We start from the raw sequence: 18,477 nt of genomic DNA on the forward strand, positions 1-18,477 counted from the left end.
GCCCACAGCGCATCGCCCCCCGACTCCCCCGACAACAACCCAGAGTGTTCTCTCAGTGACGATACGTTATTTTTCGTACATACGACACCCCGTGCGTTCGCACAGCGGACATCAGTACCCGTAACACCCACGGAGGGGGGCGGTGACCGCCGCGACCAAACGGCGACGCGAGGCGGGCAGGTCCTCCCGCCAGCGGTGATCGGCCCGCACCCCGACGGGCCCACCCTTGAACCGCATCGGGTTGCCCGAGATCGCGTGCCCCACGGACAGTTCCACTCCCCCCTCCCCCAGGGCGAGCGATGGCCCGTCGTGACCCGCGAACTCCGCGATCCGCCCGAACTGACGCTCCGGGTCGGCCACGAAGTCCTCGTAACGGACCCTCAAGGTGGGGACCCCCAGCCGCGACAGGGCGTCCATCGAGGCGTTCTGCGTCATCCACTGCACCGCAGCCCTCCCGGCCGTGTACCGCGCCATCTCCTGCTCACCGCTGGCGGCGTTGGCCTCGGGGCGGGCCACCTTCTTGCTCCAGGAATGGGCCACCGCGCGGGGGTCGCGCACCACGTGCAGCAACCGCATCCGAGCGCCGTACCGGCGGCGCAGACAGGCCGCCAAAGAGGCGTGCTTGCTGGCGTCCACGATCACCCGCGCCCCGGACACCTCGGCGACCGCGGCGTAGAGCCGGTGGTAGAGGTCGGTGTAGCGCATGCCCCTCGCGGCGACGGCGCTCTCGTCGGCGGCCTCACTGAGCAGGAGCGGCAGGAACCTGGTGCGGTCCACACTGTCCTTCAGGCTCAGGACCCGGGGCAGGTCCAGTCGCCCCCAGCCGCCGAAGGCGCACTTGCCGACCTCCACCCAGAATCCGCAGTCGGCGAAGGCAGAGCCGCAGCCACAGAGCTCGTTCTCCAGCAGGCCCCGGCGCCACAGATGCACGACCTCACCGACGGAACAGAACCCGGGCAGCTCCCCGAGGAGACGCTCGATCAGGGTCGAGCCGGAACGGCCCATCCCACCGACGAAGACCAGTCGATATCCATCCACTACTCCAGGGTATTACTTTCGGTCATCGCACAAGAGCGAAAGGTCACGATTTCCTCGACTCGTGGTGGACACGACGCGGCCCCGGACCGAAGGGTGGAACCCTTCCGGCCCGGGGCCGTCCCGTCGGCTGTCGATCAGACCGTGTTGTGGACGCGCGGGGTCTCCACAACCCGGCGGGTCCTACAGACCCTGAACGTTCAGCAGAAGGTTGACGGTGTCGCTGGGCACGCCGCTCAGCTTGTCGTCGCCACCGTTGGTGGTCATCCAGTCCAGGATGGTGTCCTGGTCGTCGTCACCCTGTCCGCTCTTGTACAGAGCGGCGGCGCCGGCGACGTGCGGGCTGGCCATCGAGGTGCCGCTGTAGGTGTCGGTCCCACCACCGGGGATGGTCGACTCCACGTCCACGCCCGGGGCGTAGATGTCAACGGCGGGGCCGTAGTTGGAGAAGGAGGCGGCGGCGTCGCTCTCGTCGGAGGCGCCGACGGAGACGACGCCCTCGGCGCCGCCCGGGGAGACGTTGTCGGTGTCCTGGCTCTCGTTGCCCGCGGCCACGGCCACGAAGACACCGGAGGACGCCAGGCTGTTGACGGCGTCGTCGACGGCCTGGGAGGCGGGGCCGCCCAGCGACATGTTGGCGACCGCGCCGGCTTCGGCGTTGTCGGCCACCCAGTCGATACCGGCGATGATGTCGTCGTAGGAACCGGAGCCGTCGTCGCCCAGGACCTTGACACCGATCAGGTTGGCGCCGGGCGCCACACCGTAGGTGTCGGCACCGACGGTGCCCGCGACGTGGGTGCCGTGGCCCTGCCCGTCCATGCCGTCGCCACCGGAGACGTCGAAGCCGACCTCGGCGCGGTCACCGAACTCGGGGTGCTCCGGGTCGATGCCGGTGTCGAGGATGTAGACCGAGCTACCGGAGCCGTCGGCCTCGGTGGTGTAGGAGTCGTCCAGGGGCAGGTCCTCCTGGTCGATCCGGTCGAGACCCCAGGTGAGGTTGATCTCGGCCTCGCCGACCTGCTCGATGTAGGCGACACCGTCCTGGGCCCGCAGGTCCTGGACCTCGGAACCGTTCAGCGTGGCCGAGTAGCCGTTGATGACCTCTTCGTAGGTGTGGTTCACCTGGTCGGAGGAGATCCCCAGGGACGAAGGGGAGACCGAGGAAGTGGTGATGGAGTCCTCCAGGACGACGAACCAGTCGTTGCCCGAGGTGGAGGAGCTGCTGTAGACCGGCGCGAGGTCATCGGCGCCGGCGGCAGTGGCCCCGGTGAGGGCCATGGGGATGGTGAGCGCGCCGACCGCGACGGCGCCGATGGCAACCCTGCGGGTGGGGTGCTTCTTCACGCGGCTTCCTCCTTGTGAGGGGGGTGGGGATTCCAACTCACAGACTGTTCTCACCGTGCGTATTCGCTCGATTGCGAACTTGCCTGTGATTTGGACACTTTAGGCAGACTTGAACCTCGATTGCCAGACTTGTGGAGATTTTTTTCTTTGCACTTCATTCATCCCATGTCTGACAAAGCGCCCCCAAACAGCCCCAAAAACCTGACAAAACGCATGGCTGCGACCGCCACACCGCGCCCTAACGCCCGGTAACTTCGACCTCTCTGGTGGACACTATTCACACAGAACCATTCGGTTCCGGGAGCCGAAAACTGTGTCTTAAACATTGACGTTCGGAAATCCGGACGCAACATCTCACCTTTGTTCGACCCCGTACGATGATCCCTCCCACCCGGAACACGAGAACGGGACCGTCCGAAGACGATCCCGTTCGTGACGTGCTCGCGAGCGGCCCGGAGCCGACCGCTACTCGGCCTTGACGACCATCCCGGCACCCACCGTGACGTTGGTGGCCTCGTCGATGAGGATGAACCCGCCGGTCTGCCGGTTCTTCGCGTACTCGTCCACGAACAACGGCTGGGTGGAGCGCAGCCGGACCCGACCGATCTCGTTGAGCGCCAGGTGGTCGGCCTGCTCGTCGCGGTGCAACGAGTTGACGTCCAACCGGTAGCGCAGATCCTTGACCATCACCTTCGCGGTGCGGGTCGTGTGCTTGACGATGAGCTTGGTCCGCGGGGTGAGCTTGCGGGTGTCCGTCATCCAGCACACCATCGCCTCGATGTCCTGGGAGACGGCCGGGGTGTTGTTGGGTCGGCAGATCATGTCGCCCCGGGAGATGTCGATCTCGTCCTCCAGCAGAAGGGTGACCGACATCGGGGAGAAGGCCTGGGGGACCTCGCCGTCTGCGGTGAGGATCCGTGAGACCCGTGTGGACAGCCCCGAGGGCAGGTGGGTGACCTCGTCACCGGGCTTGAGCACACCACCGGCGAGCTGACCCGCGTAGCCGCGGTAGTCGTGCAGTTCGGGGTCGTCCGACTTGTGCGGTCGGATGACGTACTGCACCGGGAAGCGCGCGTCGATGAGATTGCGGTCCGAGGCGATGTGCACGTTCTCCAGATGGTGCAACAGCGAGGAACCCGTGTACCAGGGCATGTTCTCGGACCTGCTCACCACGTTGTCGCCGTGCAGCGCCGAGATCGGCACGAACGTCAGGTCGGGCGCGTCCAGCTTGGCGGCGAACTCGGAGAACTCGGCCTTGATCTCCTCGAAGCGGTCCTGGGAGTAGTCGACCAGGTCCATCTTGTTCACCGCCAGCACCAGGTGCGGGACCTGGAGCAGGGTGGTGAGGAAGGCGTGACGACGGCTCTGCTCCTGCAGACCCTTGCGGGCGTCCACCAGGATGATCGCCAGGTCGGCGGTGGAGGCGCCGGTGACCATGTTCCGGGTGTACTGGAGGTGACCGGGGGTGTCGGCGATGATGAACGTGCGCTGGGGCGTGGCGAAGTAGCGGTAGGCCACGTCGATGGTGATGCCCTGCTCGCGTTCGGCGCGCAGGCCATCGGTGAGCAGCGCCAGGTTGGTCTGCTCCTCACCGCGGGCGACGCTGGTGCGCTCCACGGCGTCGAGCTGGTCCTCGAAGATCGACTTGGAGTCGTACAGTAGCCGGCCGATGAGGGTGCTCTTGCCGTCGTCGACGGAGCCCGCCGTGGCGAACCGCAGGATGTCGTTGGTCATGTGCCTGATCCAATGTGCGAAGAGTGGGACGGTCGGGCGAACACGGCTAGAAGTAGCCCTCGCGTTTGCGGTCCTCCATGGCGGCTTCACTGGCGCGGTCGTCCGCCCGTGTCTGGCCACGCTCGGTGATCCGGGTCGCCGCGATCTCCGCGATGATGTCCTCCAGCTCCACTGCCGTGGACTTGACCGCGCCCGTGCAGGTCAGATCGCCGACGGTGCGGTAGCGGACGGTCTCGGTGAAGGGGACCTCGGTCTCGTCGCGCTGGATGAGCGGGGAGTCGGCGAGGAGGATGCCGTCGCGCTCGAACACACTGCGCTCGTGCGCGTAGTAGATGGAGGGCAGTTCCAACCGTTCGCGCTTGATGTACTCCCACACGTCCAACTCGGTCCAGTTGGAGATGGGGAAGACCCGGATGTGCTCGTCGCGGTCGATCCGGGTGTTGTACACGTTCCACAGCTCGGGACGCTGGTTCTTGGGGTCCCACTGGCCGAACTCGTCCCGGAAGGAGAAGACCCGTTCCTTGGCCCGTGCCTTCTCCTCGTCACGGCGGGCACCACCGAAGGCCGCGTCGAAACCGTTCTCCTCGATGGCCTCCAGCAGGGCGGAGGTCTGAAGCCGGTTGCGGCTGGCCCAACGCCCGGTGGACTCGACCACCTTGCCCGCGTCGATCTGCTCCTGCACGGAGGCGATGACCAGACGCACCCCCGCCTCGGCCACGCGGCGATCGCGGAAGTCGATGACCTCCTCGAAGTTGTGGCCGGTGTCCACGTGCATGACGGGGAACGGGATCGCCCCCGGCCAGAACGCCTTCTCCGCCAGGCGCAGCATCACGAGGGAGTCCTTGCCACCGGAGAAGAGCAGCACGGGCCGCTCGAACTCCGCGGCCACCTCTCGCATGATGAAGATGGACTCTGCCTCAAGCACGTCCAGCTGGGAGAGCTGGTAGCGCCCGAGGGCCTGCTGACTGGCCTGACCCATGGAATCCGCCTTAGAAGTACCGACACACACGGCCGGTCCCACTGCGGAGGGTCCTTCGGTCAGCCCCCCGCGTGTGGGCCGGCGCTGTCAAGGTCCGCGCCGTCGCGGATGCTAGCCAACAACATACCCGACAATTCCGATCGACATACAAGGATATCGGGGAGTAGTGGGTCGGCTACGTTATAGCGCAGTTCGGATCCGTCGATCCGGGAGGCGTGCAGCCCGGCGGCGCGCGCTACCGCGACCGGGGCGGCACTGTCCCACTCGTACTGGCCGCCCGCGTGCACGTAGATGTCGGCCATGCCCAGCAGCACGGCGCAGATCTTCGCCCCGGCCGACCCCATCGGGATGACCTCGGCGCCGAGTTGGGTGGCCATCCGCTGCACGAAGGCCGGCGGCCGGGTGCGGCTGGCGGTGATGCGCAGCCGCTGTCCCTCCGGGCGTTCCTCCGGCAGCCACGGTGGATCCACCGTGGACAGGCAACTGCCCTGTGAGGGGAGGGCGACCGCCCCGGCGACCAGGTCGCCGTTCTCCCACAGCGCCACGTGCACGGCCCAGTCGGTGCGCCCGGGCTCGGAGAACTCCCGGGTGCCGTCGAGGGGATCGATGATCCACACCCGACGCGCGCTCAGCCTCGCCGCGTCGTCGGCGCCCTCCTCCGAGAGCACCGCGTCGCTGGGTCGTAGTCGACCGAGCGCGGAGAAGAGGAACTCGTGCGAGGACCGGTCCCCCAGTGTGCGCAGGACCTCGGGCTCGTCGAAACCATGGCGGGCGCGCAGGCGCAGCAACAGCTGCCCGGCCTCGCTCGCCAGGTCTCGGGCCACCTCATGATCGTTTCGGATGCTCTTCACCGGCTAGTATGCTCCCGCCCCACGGATCACCGCTGACCATGTCTTCCACAGGATCTGGATGTCCAATGTCAGCGACCAGTTTTCCACGTACCGCAGATCCAGACGGACCGATTCCTCCCAAGAGAGGTCGGAACGACCGCTGACCTGCCACAGGCCCGTCAACCCCGGTTTGACCACCAGTCGACGTCGAACGTCGTGCCCGTACCGGGCGACCTCGTCCGGCAGAGGTGGCCTGGGACCGACGAGCGACATCTCTCCGCGCACCACGTTGACGAGCTGGGGAAGCTCGTCGAGTGAGTAGCGGCGCAGCCACGTCCCCACGGACGTGACCCTGGGGTCTCGACGCATCTTGAAGAGCACACCGTCGTGCTCGTTACGGGACTCCAGCACCGACTTCAGTGCCTCCGCCCCGACCACCATCGTACGGAACTTGTAAACGGTGAACTCTGCTCCACCCCGTCCTACGCGTGTCTGGCGAAACAGGACGGGCCCACCGTCCTCGGCACGGATCAGGATGAACAGCACGACGCACAGGGGCGAGAGCAGGATGAGGGCGAGAGCGGCCGCGCATCGGTCGAAGGCCCCCTTGAGCAACCGCCGGACGCCGACGAGCTCGGGGTGCTCCACGTGCAGCAGCGGCAGACCCGCGACCGGGCGGATGGTGGTGCGGGGGCCGGCGACCTCCATGAGGGCGGAGGCGACGGTGAGTTCCGTCCCGGTCTTCTCCAACCGCCAGGCGAGCCGGCGCAGTTCCACCCCGTCCATCTCCGGGCAGGCGAGGACGGCGACGATGTCCGCCCTGACCAGGGCCGAGGCGTCGGCGGCGTCGGCGAAGGTGCCCAGGACCGGACACCCCTCCACCTCCGTGACGCCGGCCTCGTGTTCGGGCAGGCACACGCCCACGACGACCATGCCGTGGTAGATCTCATCGCGGAAGCGGGTGATGAGCTCGCCCGCGGCGCTGCGATGGCCGACGACCACCACACCACTGACGCACCGCCCGAAGCGGCGACTGCGGTGCAGGGCCTTGCGGCGCGCGTAGCGCAGGCCGAGGCCGAGCAGGACGATGAGCGGCAGGGTGATGAGCACGTAGCCGCGAGCGAGGTCGAACTTGACGGCATAGGCACCGATGGCGACGGTCGCGGCGAGGACCGCTCCGGCCATGGCGACCCGCCGGTACTCCTCTGTGCCGATCCCGAGGAAGCGTCGTTCGTATCCGCCGCCGAGGAGCACGAAGAGGACCCAGACCGGAGGGAACACGAGCGTCAGGAACAGGTAGGGCGCGGTGGTGTCGGTGCCCAGGGAGCCGTGGAACCGTACGGCGACCCCCGCGAGACAGGCCATGAACGCCGCGAGGAGGTCGAGCCCGATCAGGTCGATGACGTAGCGGCGCAGCCAGGCGTCGGCGCGGGGCACGGGTCGCCCGGCGACCCGGACGCGGCGCGGGCTCGGACCGGTGCCCCATACCGGTGGTCGCTCGGGCTCTACGGTCGAGCGGACGCCCGCGGACGGACCCGACTCGAACGTGGGCTCTTTGTGGATGGTCCCACTACCTGTGATCACGCACTCTCCCAAGACCACGTAAGGTTTCTATTGCTCACCATGGGTAATCGCCCCTGGCGCCTTGGGACTCACGCGGAGGATATGAGCGGGGCGTGCCGTCGGGCGCAGAGCGCGTACTGCCAACCCGAACAGTAACTAAAAGTAGTGGAAAAGTCGCTTGGAGTTGCCGCATGCGGTGGAAGAAGTCCCGTTCCCGGCGAAAATGTATCTGTCCTGAGACCGGATCCACCCCCACCGAAGGGGACATCTCGGGGACGGCACCCAACAGGACCGAAACCCGTCGCACAGCGTGACGCCCCGCCCGGCATCGCCGGACGGGGCGTCGTTGGGACAGTGTTTTTTTGGGCCTCCGCTAGCGCTTCGGCCCGTGTTCGGGGGCCTTTGCAGAGGGATTCTTCATCGTCGTCTACGCCTACCGCTCGTTCCTCGCTCACGGCTTGACTCCTCTTGCAGAACCCTCTCCGGACCCGAACGGGCACCGCTGGGACCTCAGGCCAGGTCCGGGTCCATCACCGCGGCCAGCCGCAGGTGCGGTTCGGCCAGTTCCCTCTCGCCCTGTCGCCGGAGCGTGCGCCCCAACAGCAGGTGGGCGTAGGCGTCGTCGGCCCCGTCGGAGACGAGTTCCTCCAGGGCACGCCGGGCCCGGCCCAGCTGGGCCGACTGGAAGTAGGCGCGCGCCGCCAGCAGGCGCACCGCCCGATCCGAACCGTGCTCGTCCAGGAGTGGGACGAGCAGTTCGAGCGCCCCCAACGGGTCCCGCAGGGCGAGCAGGGCCTCGGCCCGCCGCATGCGCTCCACCTCCTCGGGCAGTTCCCGAGGCCGCCGGTCGGCGGCCTCGGTCAGGAAGTCCACGATCAGCGCCGGATCCTGGGCGCCGGTCAGGGACATGCCGTTGACCACGAAGGTCGGGGAGGTACTCACCCCCTCGGCCTTGCCGGTGAGCAGGAGTTCACGCACTCGGCGATCTCCGCCTCCGGCCGATAGTTCCCCGCCCCGGCCGGAACCGGCGTCGGCGGCGATCGCGGTCAGCACTTCGTGGTCGGCGATGTCACGGCCCTCCACGAAGTGGGCCCGCAGCAGACGTTCCGCGACCGCGTCCTGGAGGGCGGGGCCGCCCTCCTCCTCGGCCAGGACCAGCAGACGGTGGGCGTCGTGGGTGTTCGCACGCCAGACGGCGCCCCACTCACCCTCGATGCCCTCGGCCGCGGCCAGTTCGGACACCTGGAACAGCTCGCCGTCGGCTCCGGACTCCGGCCCGCAGGACTGGAGGGCCTCCTCGACGAAGGGATCACGCATGACCTCGTCGATCGGCTCGGACACGGCGGGAGCGGTGGGGTCGATTCGGTAGGGACGCCACACGACCTCGGCCGACTCTCCGGTCCAGCCCTTGAGCGCCCTCTCCAGACGGCGCTTGCCGATGTACGCCCAGGGGCAGACCAGGTCCGCCCAGATCTCGATTCTCATGTCGTCAAGATAAACGACACTCGTTGCTAAAGCAACACCTGTTGTCTATGCTGTGGGTCATGAACCCTGACGATCCCCGGGTGCGCCGGACCCGACAACGCCTGCGCGCCGCCCTGCTGTCCCTGGCCGCGGAACAGGAACTCGCCTCCGTCACCATGGCCGCCGTCGCACGCCGAGCCGAGGTCAACCGGGCCACCGCCTACCAGCACTACGCCGATCTGGACGGACTGGTCGCGGACGCCATGGAGGACGCTGTCGCGCACGTGGCCCGCTGCGCCGCGCTGTGTCCGCTGGAGACCCCAAACGACCGGACCCCCGAACCCCTGATCGATCTGTTCGCCCACGTGGCCGAGAACGCGGTGCTCTACCGGCGGATGTTCGCCGAACGGGGCAGCGCCCGCTTCGCGGAACTACTGCGCGAACGTGTGGCCGGCGCGCTGGTGGTGGGTTTCACCGAGGGCCGTCGCCCCACCGCACAGTCGAAGGTCCCCCCGGAGCTGCACGCCTCGTTCGTGGCCGGCGCGCTGGTGGGCGTGGTCGCCGCCTCGGCCGACGGCGGCCGGTCCCCCGCCGTCGACGCCCGCGACACCTGGCTCCTGCTCACCCGCTGACCGACACCGGCACGCGGTCGCGGGGCGGGACTTCGGATCAGCGGTTCGGGGGCGTGGTGCTGTCGCGAACCACGAGTTGCGTGGCCAGCTCGATGCGCGAGCTCTCGATGTTCTCGTCCCGAACGATCCGCTGGATGGTGCGCACCGCCATCCGACCCATGTCCGCCAAGGGCTGGCGGACCGTGGTCAGGGGCGGGGAAGACCAGCGCGCCTCGGGCAGGTCGTCGAACCCGACCACGCTGACGTCGTCGGGCACTCGGAGCCCCCGCTGCCGCAGCGCCTCGTACACGCCGAGGGCCATCTGGTCGCTGGAGACGAACACCGCGGTGGGCGGGTCCTCCCCCGCGAACAGACTTCGACCGGCCTGGAAACCCGATTCGTAGGTGTACTCCCCCGAGGCGATGAGGTCGGCCTCCACGGTGAGTCCGGCCATCTCCAGGGCGGCCCGGTAACCGTCCATCCGGGCCCTACTGCACCACAGCTCGGGCCGACCCTCGACGAAGCCGATGCGTCGGTGCCCCAGCTCGATGAGGTACTCGGTGGCGCTCAAACCGCCCGACCAGTTGGTGGCGCCGATGGTGGGGGTGGCCAGGTCGGGAACGCCCACGGCGTCGATGACCACGGCCGGAACCTTCAGGTCTCGCAGCTCTTCCTTCAGCGAGGGGTCCAGGTCGGTCGTGACCAGGATGATGCCGTCGCTGACACGGGTACGGACGTTGTCCAGCCACTGGCGGGCCGAGGTCGCACGGCGGTGTATCGCCGAGACGACCACCCCGGCGCCCGACTGGTGGGCCACATCCTCCACCCCGCGGATGATCTCGACCGCCCACGGACTGTCCAGGTCGTTGAAGACCAGGTCGATCAGACCGACACGGTCCCTCGACCGATGCCCGCGACGTCGGTAGCCGTGCGTACGCAACAGCTTCTCGATCCGCTCCCGGGTGGCGGGAGCCACGTCCCCGCGCCCGTTGAGGACACGGGAGACCGTGGGGGCCGAGACGCCCGCCTCCGCCGCGATGGCGGAGATGGTGATGTCTCGGGATGGGGTGCCGGCCACTGATCCTCCTTGGTACCCACCCAGACTACGAGCCCCGCGGGCCCGCCGATCCCCGAATCGCCCCCGCATAGGGGTCTTGACGCTCGGCCGGCCCCGATCTACTGTCCCTTTTCAGTAACGTTTCGAAATATTGCCGAAAAGTTTCGGAACCCGAGCCTCTGGAGTACCCCCGCCATGAGACGAGTACGAACGTCGACGCTCCTGGTCGGAGCCGCCGTCGCCGCCCTGGCTCTGCCCCTCGCCCTCTCCCCCGCCCTTTCGAACTCCGGCGCCCAACAGGCCGAAACGATCGGCGACGCCCAACAGGTGTCCCTGGGCGAAGCCGCCCCCGACGGCCTGGTCATCGGCAGCGCCGTCGCCGGTGGCGGACACCACTACGACGAGGACTACCCCGATCCCTTCACCGGCGACGCCCCCTACCGGGAACTGCTCGCCGCCGAATTCACCTCGCTGTCCGCCGAGAACCAGATGAAGTGGGACCACCTCCGCCCGGACCAGGACACCTACGCCTTCGACGACGCCGACGCCATCGCCGAGTTCGCCCAGGCCAACGGCCAGGTCGTGCGCGGCCACACCCTCCTGTGGCACAGTCAGAACCCCGACTGGCTGGAGAACGGCGACTTCACCGCCGATGAGCTCCGCGACATCCTGCGGGACCACGTCGAGACCGTCGTCGGACGCTACGCCGGACAGATCCAGCAGTGGGACGTGGCCAACGAGATCTTCGACGACAACGGGAACCTGCGGACCCAGGACAACATCTGGATCCGCGAACTCGGACCGGAGATCATCGCCGACGCGTTCCGTTGGGCTCACGAAGCCGACCCCGAGGCCGAGCTGTACCTGAACGACTACAGCGTGGAGAGCGTCAACGCCAAGAGCGACGCCTACTACGAGCTCAGCCGGGAACTGCTCGCCGACGAGGTGCCGCTGCACGGATTCTCCGCCCAGGGCCACCTGAGCCTGCAGTACGGCTTCCCCTCCGACCTGGAGGACAACCTCCGCCGCTTCGAGGAGCTCGGGCTGGGCACCGCACTGACCGAGGTGGACGTGCGCATGCCCCTCGCCGAGGGCGCCGAACCCACCGAGGAACAGCTCCGGCAGCAGGCCGACTACTACGTGCGAACCCTGGAGGCCTGCCTCAACCTGACCAGTTGCGGCTCGTACACGGTCTGGGGCCTGCCGGACCGGTACTCCTGGGTCCCCGTGACCTTCGAGGGTGAGGGCGCCGCCACCATCTACTGGGACGACCTGACGCCCAAGCCCGCCTACGACGCGCTCCTGGAGACCCTGCTCGACGTCTCCTGAAACCACGGCCGCGTGCGGCCTTCCCACACCCGGGCGGGGCGGTGCCCCGGATCCCGTCCCCGCCCGGGGCGAAGCGATCAGGCGGCGGTGTGGAAGATGTTCTGTGCCCTGCCCAGCCCGTCGGTCAGGACCGTGCGGACCGCGTCGGCCGCCCGGTCCACGTTCAGGTCCAGCTCACCGCGCTCGGTGGAGGAGAAGTCGCGCAGGACGTACGCGGCCGGGTCCATCCGGCCGGGGGGACGGCCCACTCCGAAACGCACCCGCAGGTAGTCGGGGCCGCTGAGCGAGGCCGTGGTCGACTTCAGCCCGTTGTGGCCGCCGGAGCCCCCACCCTGCTTCAGCTTCAGGGCCCCGTATTCGATGTCCATCTCGTCGTGCACGACGACGATGCGTTCCATGGGCACCTTGTAGAACTTCGCGAGCCCGGCGACCGGGCCCCCGGACAGGTTCATGAAGGTACGGGGCTTGGCCAGGACCACGGCGGCACCGTCGATCCGGGTCTCGACGACCTCGGCGTGCGCCTTGTGGACCTTCCAGCGCTCACCCTTGTCGGCGGCCAGCGCGTCCACCACCATGAATCCGGCGTTGTGCCGGTTCCCCGCGTACTTGGGGCCGGGGTTGCCCAACCCCACGACCAACCACCGCTCGGTCTCGGCCATGTCCTCGTCGTCTCTGTTCTTCCTGACACCAAGCCTGCTCAAAAAGCCCCACATGAAGAACGAGCCTATCGAGGCCCACCCGGTCCCGAAACGCCGAACGCGCGGATCCGTGACGGATCCGCGCGTTCGGCGTACAGCATGTGGTGCGAAGGTACCGTCGAATTACTCGACGTCCCCCGCGGCCTCAGCGGCGACCGAGCTGGTCTCCGGCTCATCGTCCACGCGCGGCGCGGAGACCGTCAAGACGGTGGTCTCGGGGTCATCGATCAGGGAAGCCCCCTGGGGAAGCTTGACCTCTCCGGCGGTGGGAACGGCACCGATCTCCAAGCCCTGGATGTCGAACTCGACCTGGTCGGGGATGTTGTGGGCCTCGACCTCGACGCGCACGGTCACCAGTTCCTGGTTGAGAACGCCCGGGGCCTTGACCTCGCCGGTCAGGACCAGCGGCACCTCGACCTCGACCTTCTCGCCCTTGGTCACGACGATCAGGTCGACGTGCTCCAGGAAGCCCTTGATGGCGTCACGCTGGACGCTCTTGGGCAGAGCGAGGTTGTCCTTGTCCAGACCCTCGAGACGGATCAGGACGTTCGAGGTCTTCAGGGCGAGCATGAGCTCGTGGCCCGGCAGATTCAGGTGGCGGGGATCGGTGCCGTGGCCGTAGAGGACGGCCGGCACCTTACCCGCGCGGCGGGCGCGACGAGCGGCGCCCTTGCCGAATTCCGTGCGGGGCTCGGCAGCGATACGTACCTCGGACACGACAAAACTCCTCGGGTTCAACCCCGCAGCACGGGGAACACGGCTCCAGTAGTACGAACGATTCCCGCCCTCGGCGGGGAACACGGCGGGGTCACCCATCTGGTGGGGACTCGACCACCCAGGTTCCAGGCGTGCCCGGCGAGCCGTCACCGGACCCGCCCGGCCCGGGAACGCTCGTCGCGCACCCCTGCCCGTGTGGGTTCCAGATGGGAAACACACGCGGGAAGCGTGCGCATCCATCCAGGCACGGGGACACTCGGTCAAGTCTACTGCTTCTGGTGACGACTCCGTACATCCCCCCACCGGGGGCCCTCCGGCGGACCGGTGGCCCCGGTGGGGCTGATGACGGATCACTCCCGCCACGGGGCGTTTCCGCCCTGTCCCTCGACGCCCGAAATCGACGCCGTCAGTCGAAAAGACTGGTCACGGAGCCGTCGGTGAACACCTCGTTGACCGCGCGGGCGACCAACGGGGCGATCGACAGCGTGGTCAGCTTGTCGAAGCAACGCTCCTGGGGAATGGGAAGCGTGTTGGTGACGACCACCTCGGAGATGCGCGAGTTCTGCAGACGCTCGGCCGCCGGCCCCGAGAGCACACCGTGGGTGGCCGCGACCAGGACCTTCTTGGCACCCTGCTCGAAGAGGGCCTCGGAGGCCTTCACGATGGTGCCGCCGGTGTCGATCATGTCGTCGACCAGGACGCAGACGCGACCCTTGACCTCACCGACGACCTCGTGCACCTTCACCTCGTTGGCGACGTCCGGGTCACGACGCTTGTGGATGATGGCCAGCGGCGCGCCAAGACGGTCGGCCCAGCGGTCGGCGGTGCGCACGCGGCCGGCGTCGGGGGAGACCACGGTGATCTCGGAGTGATCGACCTGGGCACCGATGTGGTCGGCCAGGATCGGCAGTGCGAACAGGTGGTCCACCGGCCCGTCGAAGAAGCCCTGGATCTGGTCGGTGTGCAGGTCGACGGCCATCATCCGGTCCGCGCCCGCGGTACGGAACAGGTCCGTCATGAGGCGGGCGGAGATGGGCTCGCGGCCGCGGTGCTTCTTGTCCTGGCGCGCGTAGCCGAAGAACGGCGTCATCACCGTGATCCGCTTGGCGGAGGCGCGCTTGAGCGCGTCCACCATGATCAACTGCTCCATGATCGACTCGTTGATCGGGTCCGCGTGACACTGGATCACGAAAGCGTCGGACCCTCGCACGGACTCCAGGTAGCGAACGAAGATCTCGCCGTTGGCGAAGGTGTCGAACCGGGTGGGGACGACATCGATCCCCAACTCCTTGGCCACCTCCTCGGCCAGCGCGGGGTGCGTGCGCCCCGAGAAAAGCATGAGTTGTTTCTGCCCGGTGGCCTTCATGCCGGTCACGTGATTCTCCCCCACAGTCACTGCTCCTCGGCGTCGGCGACTCCGCGCCGTTCCGCCTGCTCCGCCGCCTCGGCGGAGGCTGTTCCCGGACGCTTGCGAAGCGTCCAGCCCTCGACGTTACGCTGCCGGTTCCCCTCGGAGACGGCCAGGGCCCCCGGCGGAACGTCGTCGCGAACCACGGCCCCGGCCCCGGAGTAGGCGCCGTCGCCCACGGTCACGGGCGCGACGATGGTGTTGTCGCTGCCGATGCGCACGTGGTCGCCGATGGTGCTCCGGGACTTGTTGACCCCGTCGTAGTTGACGAACACCGAGGAGCAGCCGATGTTGCTGCCCTCACCGATGTCGGCGTCGCCCACGTAGGTCAGGTGCGGGATCTTCGATCCGGTGCCCACGTTCGAGTTCTTGACCTCGACGAAGGAACCGGCCTTGGCCCGCTCGGCCAGGCGGGTGCCCGGCCGAAGGTAGGTGTAGGGGCCGACGTTGGTCTCGGCCCCGATCTCGGCGCCGTCGGCGGTGGTCTGACGCACCACCGCGCCATCACCCACGACGGTGTCGCGCAGGTCGGCACCGGGCCCGACCTCGGCGTCCTCACCGATCCAGGTGGTTCCGTACAGCCGGGTGTCGGGGTACACCACGGTGTCGCGACCGATACCGACCTGAGCGTCCACCCAGGTCGTCGCGGGGTCGACGATGGTGACACCGGAGAGCATGAGGTCGTGCAGGAAACGGTCGTTGAGCAGTCGGCGGGCCTCGGCGAGCTGGACCCGGTTGTTGACGCCCTGGACCTCGTGCCAGTCGTCGGCGACCCATGCGCCGACCCGGTGACCGTCACCGCGGAGCAGGCCGACGACGTCGGTGATGTATTCCTCACCCTTGGCGTTGTCGCTGGACAGACGTTGGACGACCTCGGTGAGCAGAGCCGCGTCGAAGGCGTACATGCCGGAGTTGATCTCGTCGATGGCGAGCTGCTCGGGCGTCGCCTCGGCCTGCTCGACGATCTCGGTGAAGTCGCCGGCGGGGTCGCGCACGATACGGCCGTAGCCGTGCGGGTCGGGCACACGGGCCGACATGGCGGTGACGGCGTTGCCCTCACGCTCGTGTTCGGCGACCAGACCGACCAGGGTCTCACCGCGCAGGAGCGGGGTGTCACCACAGGTGAGAACGACGGTCCCGGAGAGCTTGAGCCCTTGACGGGCCAGGTCCTCCAGGGCCATGCGCACCGCGTGACCGGTGCCGTTCTGTTCCTCCTGGATGGCGGTGGACGCCTCGGGAGCGACCCGAGCGAGGTGCTCGGTGAAGTGTTCGCGCTTGTGACCGAGCACCACCACCGTGTGTTCGGGGTCGGTCGCCCGCGCCGCTTCGAGAACGTGGCCGAGCATGCTGCGGCCGCCGATCTCGTGAAGCATCTTGGGGAGTTTGGACTTCATCCGGGTGCCCTCTCCTGCGGAGAGGACGATGACGGCAGCCGGGCGATTCACGCTCACTGAAGGAGACCCCTCGTGATAGCTGACACTTGAACAGTCGGCTCACCCTTCGGCGGCGCGTCCCGCGTGCCGCGCGGGCGGCCGTCGGATGACCGGCGGCCGACATGGGAAGGATACATGCGCGTCACGAGCGCTCTTCTGCCGTGGCGAGCGTGGAGGGAACCGTCCGAAGGTGCGCCACCGGGTGGGCTCACGGTGTTCGGCGGGAAAGGCCACCCGAGTGGCTCCGCGATGCGTGTGATCCACGCGACCGTGTGGTCACCGTCTCAGGCCGGGCGCGCGCCATCCGACGCGGCACTTGATGGGACCTGCGGCGAACCGCTCCCGGACCAGGGCTCGAACCTGGACGATGGGGACCAAAACCCCACATGCTGCCGATTACATCATCCGGGAACGCGACGGGCGGTCCGCCCGTGCGTCCGCCACCAACATAGCGCCTTTGGCGGAGGACTTGCCAAACCTACGGGGTCGTAGGTTACGGTTACGTAAGAATAGGTTGGGCCGTCCCGCTGGGTGCACCAAGCCCCTGTGACGCCGTCCTGACCAGCGACGACGTTTCCTGCGACGAGGTGTGCAAGACCATGACCACTGCCCCCGAAGTTCCCGCCGAAGGTGCCGAGAGTGCCGCGACACGCGCCCCCAAACGTGAACCGATTCCCGAGTACGAGCCCGAGCTGAGAGGCAAGGCCGAGCGCTACACCGTCTTCGCGTTCGTGTTCGTGCCGCTGCTCGCGCTGCTCGCCTCGGTGCCCTTCTTCTGGGGCTGGGGCCTGACGATCACCGACATCGTCATCGCGACGGTCTTCTACGTGATCAGCGGACTGGGCATCACCGTCGGCTACCACCGCCACTTCACCCACGGCTCCTTCAAGGCCAATCGCCCGCTGCGCATCGCGCTGGCGATCGCCGGAAGCATGGCCATCGAGGGCAGTGTCATCAAGTGGGTGGCCGACCACCGCCGCCACCACAAATACGCGGACGCCGAGGGCGACCCGCACTCCCCGTGGCGCTTCGGCGACGACTGGAAGTCCGTGGCCAAGGGCGTGTACTACGCGCACATGGCGTGGATGTACCTGGACGAGAAGAAGACCTCCCCGCGCCGTTTCACCCCCGACCTGCTCAAGGACAAGGACGTCGTCCTCGTCGACAAGCTGTTCATGCCGATCGTGCTGTTCTCCCTGTTCGCCCCGGCCGCCATCGGTGGCCTGGTCACCATGTCCTGGTGGGGCGCGGTCACCGCGTTCTTCTGGGCCAGCCTGGTCCGTGTCGCGCTGCTGCACCACGTCACCTGGTCGATCAACTCCATCTGCCACACCATGGGCGAAGAGAACTTCGAGGTGCGCGACCGCTCCCGCAACGTGTGGTGGCTGGCCATCCCGTCCTTCGGTGAGTCCTGGCACAACCTGCACCACGCCGACCCGACCTGTGCCCGCCACGGTGTGCTCAAGGGTCAGATCGACATCTCCGCCCGGGTCATCTGGATGTTCGAGAAGTTCGGTTGGGCCACCAAGGTCCGCTGGCCCAACAACGAACGACTCGCCGCCAAGCGGGTGAAGGTCTAGGATCGGTAATCATCATGGGAGCAGCCGACAGCGAACAGGGAACCCGAGTGCGCCGCAAGCGCATGACGGGCAAAGAGCGCCGGCAACAACTGCTGGAGATCGGTCGCGGGCTGTTCGCCGAGCGAGGGTTCGACGCGACCTCCGTTGAGGAGATCGCCGCGCGGGCCGGTGTGTCCAAGCCCGTGGTGTACGAACACTTCGGTGGCAAAGAGGGCATCTACGCCGTCGTCGTGGACCGGGAGATGCGCACGCTCCTGGACATGATGGGCGAGGCCCTCACCGCCGACCACGCGCGGAACAAGATCGAGAAGGCGGCTCTGGCCCTGCTGCGCTACGTCGAGGAGGACAGCGTCGGTTTCCGGGTGCTCACCCGGGACTCGCACGTGGCCTCCGGGACGGGCAGTTTCGCCAGCCTGATCAACGACATCGCCAGCCAGGTCGAACACATCATGGCCGACGAGTTCGACGAACGCGGTTACGACCCGACACTCGCTCCCATGTACGCGCAGGCGCTGGTGGGCATGTGGGCGCTGACCGGTCAGTGGTGGCTGGAAGTGCGCAAACCCAAGCGCGAGGTGGTCGCCGCCCACCTGGTCAACCTCGCCTGGAACGGGCTCTCCGCGTTGGAGGCCAAGCCGAAGCTGGACACGCGCCGCAAGCGTTCGGCCTGAAGGACGTCCAAGAGTGGGGCGGGT

At 67.8% G+C, this 18,477-nt stretch carries 16 protein-coding genes; 4 read left to right on the plus strand and 12 right to left on the minus strand.

Annotated elements, in window-relative coordinates:
- Positions 1 to 111: 111 nt before the first annotated feature.
- The 7 genes from BQ8420_RS02675 to BQ8420_RS02700 form a co-directional block, all read right to left on the minus strand.
- Complete coding sequence (locus BQ8420_RS02675) at positions 112 to 1,005, minus strand: sulfotransferase (RefSeq protein ID WP_087096216.1); 894 nt, start codon at positions 1,003 to 1,005, stop codon at positions 112 to 114.
- A gap of 213 nt (positions 1,006 to 1,218) precedes the next feature.
- Positions 1,219 to 2,379 (minus strand): S8 family peptidase, encoded by a 1,161-nt coding sequence (locus tag BQ8420_RS02680; protein WP_087096192.1) that lies wholly within the window; start codon positions 2,377 to 2,379, stop codon positions 1,219 to 1,221.
- Between the two features lie 465 nt (positions 2,380 to 2,844).
- A complete protein-coding gene (gene cysN / locus BQ8420_RS02685) occupies positions 2,845 to 4,113 on the minus strand; it encodes a sulfate adenylyltransferase subunit CysN (RefSeq protein WP_087096193.1) in 1,269 nt (422 codons plus the stop codon).
- Between the two features lie 46 nt (positions 4,114 to 4,159).
- Positions 4,160 to 5,092, minus strand: coding sequence for a sulfate adenylyltransferase subunit CysD (cysD, locus tag BQ8420_RS02690; RefSeq protein ID WP_087096194.1), 933 nt, complete (start codon positions 5,090 to 5,092; stop codon positions 4,160 to 4,162).
- Positions 5,093 to 5,151: 59 nt separating this feature from the next.
- On the minus strand, positions 5,152 to 5,943 hold the full coding sequence (locus BQ8420_RS32185; protein WP_200815765.1) for a 3'(2'),5'-bisphosphate nucleotidase CysQ: 792 nt from the start codon (positions 5,941 to 5,943) through the stop codon (positions 5,152 to 5,154).
- A gap of 3 nt (positions 5,944 to 5,946) precedes the next feature.
- Complete coding sequence (locus tag BQ8420_RS32190) at positions 5,947 to 7,506, minus strand: sugar transferase (protein WP_200815766.1); 1,560 nt, start codon at positions 7,504 to 7,506, stop codon at positions 5,947 to 5,949.
- A gap of 489 nt (positions 7,507 to 7,995) precedes the next feature.
- Positions 7,996 to 8,970 carry a DsbA family protein gene (locus BQ8420_RS02700; RefSeq protein ID WP_087096195.1) on the minus strand — a complete coding sequence of 325 codons (975 nt, stop codon included), beginning with the start codon at positions 8,968 to 8,970 and terminating at the stop codon, positions 7,996 to 7,998.
- 59 nt (positions 8,971 to 9,029) lie between these two features.
- On the opposite strand from BQ8420_RS02700, the gene BQ8420_RS02705 reads away from it, so the two are divergent.
- Positions 9,030 to 9,581: a TetR/AcrR family transcriptional regulator gene (locus tag BQ8420_RS02705; protein WP_235005884.1), complete on the plus strand. Its 552-nt coding sequence runs from the start codon at positions 9,030 to 9,032 to the stop codon at positions 9,579 to 9,581.
- A 37-nt stretch (positions 9,582 to 9,618) separates the two neighbouring features.
- Here BQ8420_RS02705 and BQ8420_RS02710 read toward each other — a convergent pair whose 3' ends face one another.
- Entirely contained in the window at positions 9,619 to 10,638 is a 1,020-nt protein-coding gene (locus tag BQ8420_RS02710; protein ID WP_087096197.1) for a LacI family DNA-binding transcriptional regulator, read from the minus strand.
- 174 nt (positions 10,639 to 10,812) lie between these two features.
- Here BQ8420_RS02710 and BQ8420_RS02715 point away from each other — a divergent pair, with 174 nt between their 5' ends.
- Positions 10,813 to 11,946, plus strand: a complete 1,134-nt coding sequence (locus BQ8420_RS02715) for an endo-1,4-beta-xylanase (protein ID WP_087096198.1) — start codon at positions 10,813 to 10,815, stop codon at positions 11,944 to 11,946.
- A gap of 77 nt (positions 11,947 to 12,023) precedes the next feature.
- On the opposite strand, the gene pth is transcribed toward BQ8420_RS02715, so the two are convergent.
- The 4 genes from pth to glmU all read right to left on the minus strand — a co-directional run bounded on the left by pth (position 12,024) and on the right by glmU (position 16,220).
- On the minus strand, positions 12,024 to 12,659 hold the full coding sequence (pth, locus tag BQ8420_RS02720) for an aminoacyl-tRNA hydrolase (RefSeq protein ID WP_087096199.1): 636 nt from the start codon (positions 12,657 to 12,659) through the stop codon (positions 12,024 to 12,026).
- A gap of 108 nt (positions 12,660 to 12,767) precedes the next feature.
- Positions 12,768 to 13,361, minus strand: a complete 594-nt coding sequence (locus BQ8420_RS02725; protein ID WP_087096200.1) for a 50S ribosomal protein L25/general stress protein Ctc — start codon at positions 13,359 to 13,361, stop codon at positions 12,768 to 12,770.
- Between the two features lie 406 nt (positions 13,362 to 13,767).
- Positions 13,768 to 14,736: a ribose-phosphate diphosphokinase gene (locus tag BQ8420_RS02730; protein ID WP_087096217.1), complete on the minus strand. Its 969-nt coding sequence runs from the start codon at positions 14,734 to 14,736 to the stop codon at positions 13,768 to 13,770.
- Positions 14,737 to 14,753: 17 nt separating this feature from the next.
- Positions 14,754 to 16,220, minus strand: a complete 1,467-nt coding sequence (glmU, locus tag BQ8420_RS02735) for a bifunctional UDP-N-acetylglucosamine diphosphorylase/glucosamine-1-phosphate N-acetyltransferase GlmU (protein ID WP_087096201.1) — start codon at positions 16,218 to 16,220, stop codon at positions 14,754 to 14,756.
- 581 nt (positions 16,221 to 16,801) lie between these two features.
- On the opposite strand from glmU, the gene BQ8420_RS02740 reads away from it, so the two are divergent.
- On the plus strand, positions 16,802 to 17,782 hold the full coding sequence (locus tag BQ8420_RS02740) for an acyl-CoA desaturase (protein ID WP_087096202.1): 981 nt from the start codon (positions 16,802 to 16,804) through the stop codon (positions 17,780 to 17,782).
- 14 nt (positions 17,783 to 17,796) lie between these two features.
- Positions 17,797 to 18,453, plus strand: a complete 657-nt coding sequence (locus BQ8420_RS02745) for a TetR/AcrR family transcriptional regulator (protein ID WP_200815767.1) — start codon at positions 17,797 to 17,799, stop codon at positions 18,451 to 18,453.
- Positions 18,454 to 18,477: the final 24 nt, after the last annotated feature.

Source organism: Nocardiopsis sp. JB363 (assembly GCF_900143625.1).
GTDB lineage: Bacteria > Actinomycetota > Actinomycetes > Streptosporangiales > Streptosporangiaceae > Nocardiopsis.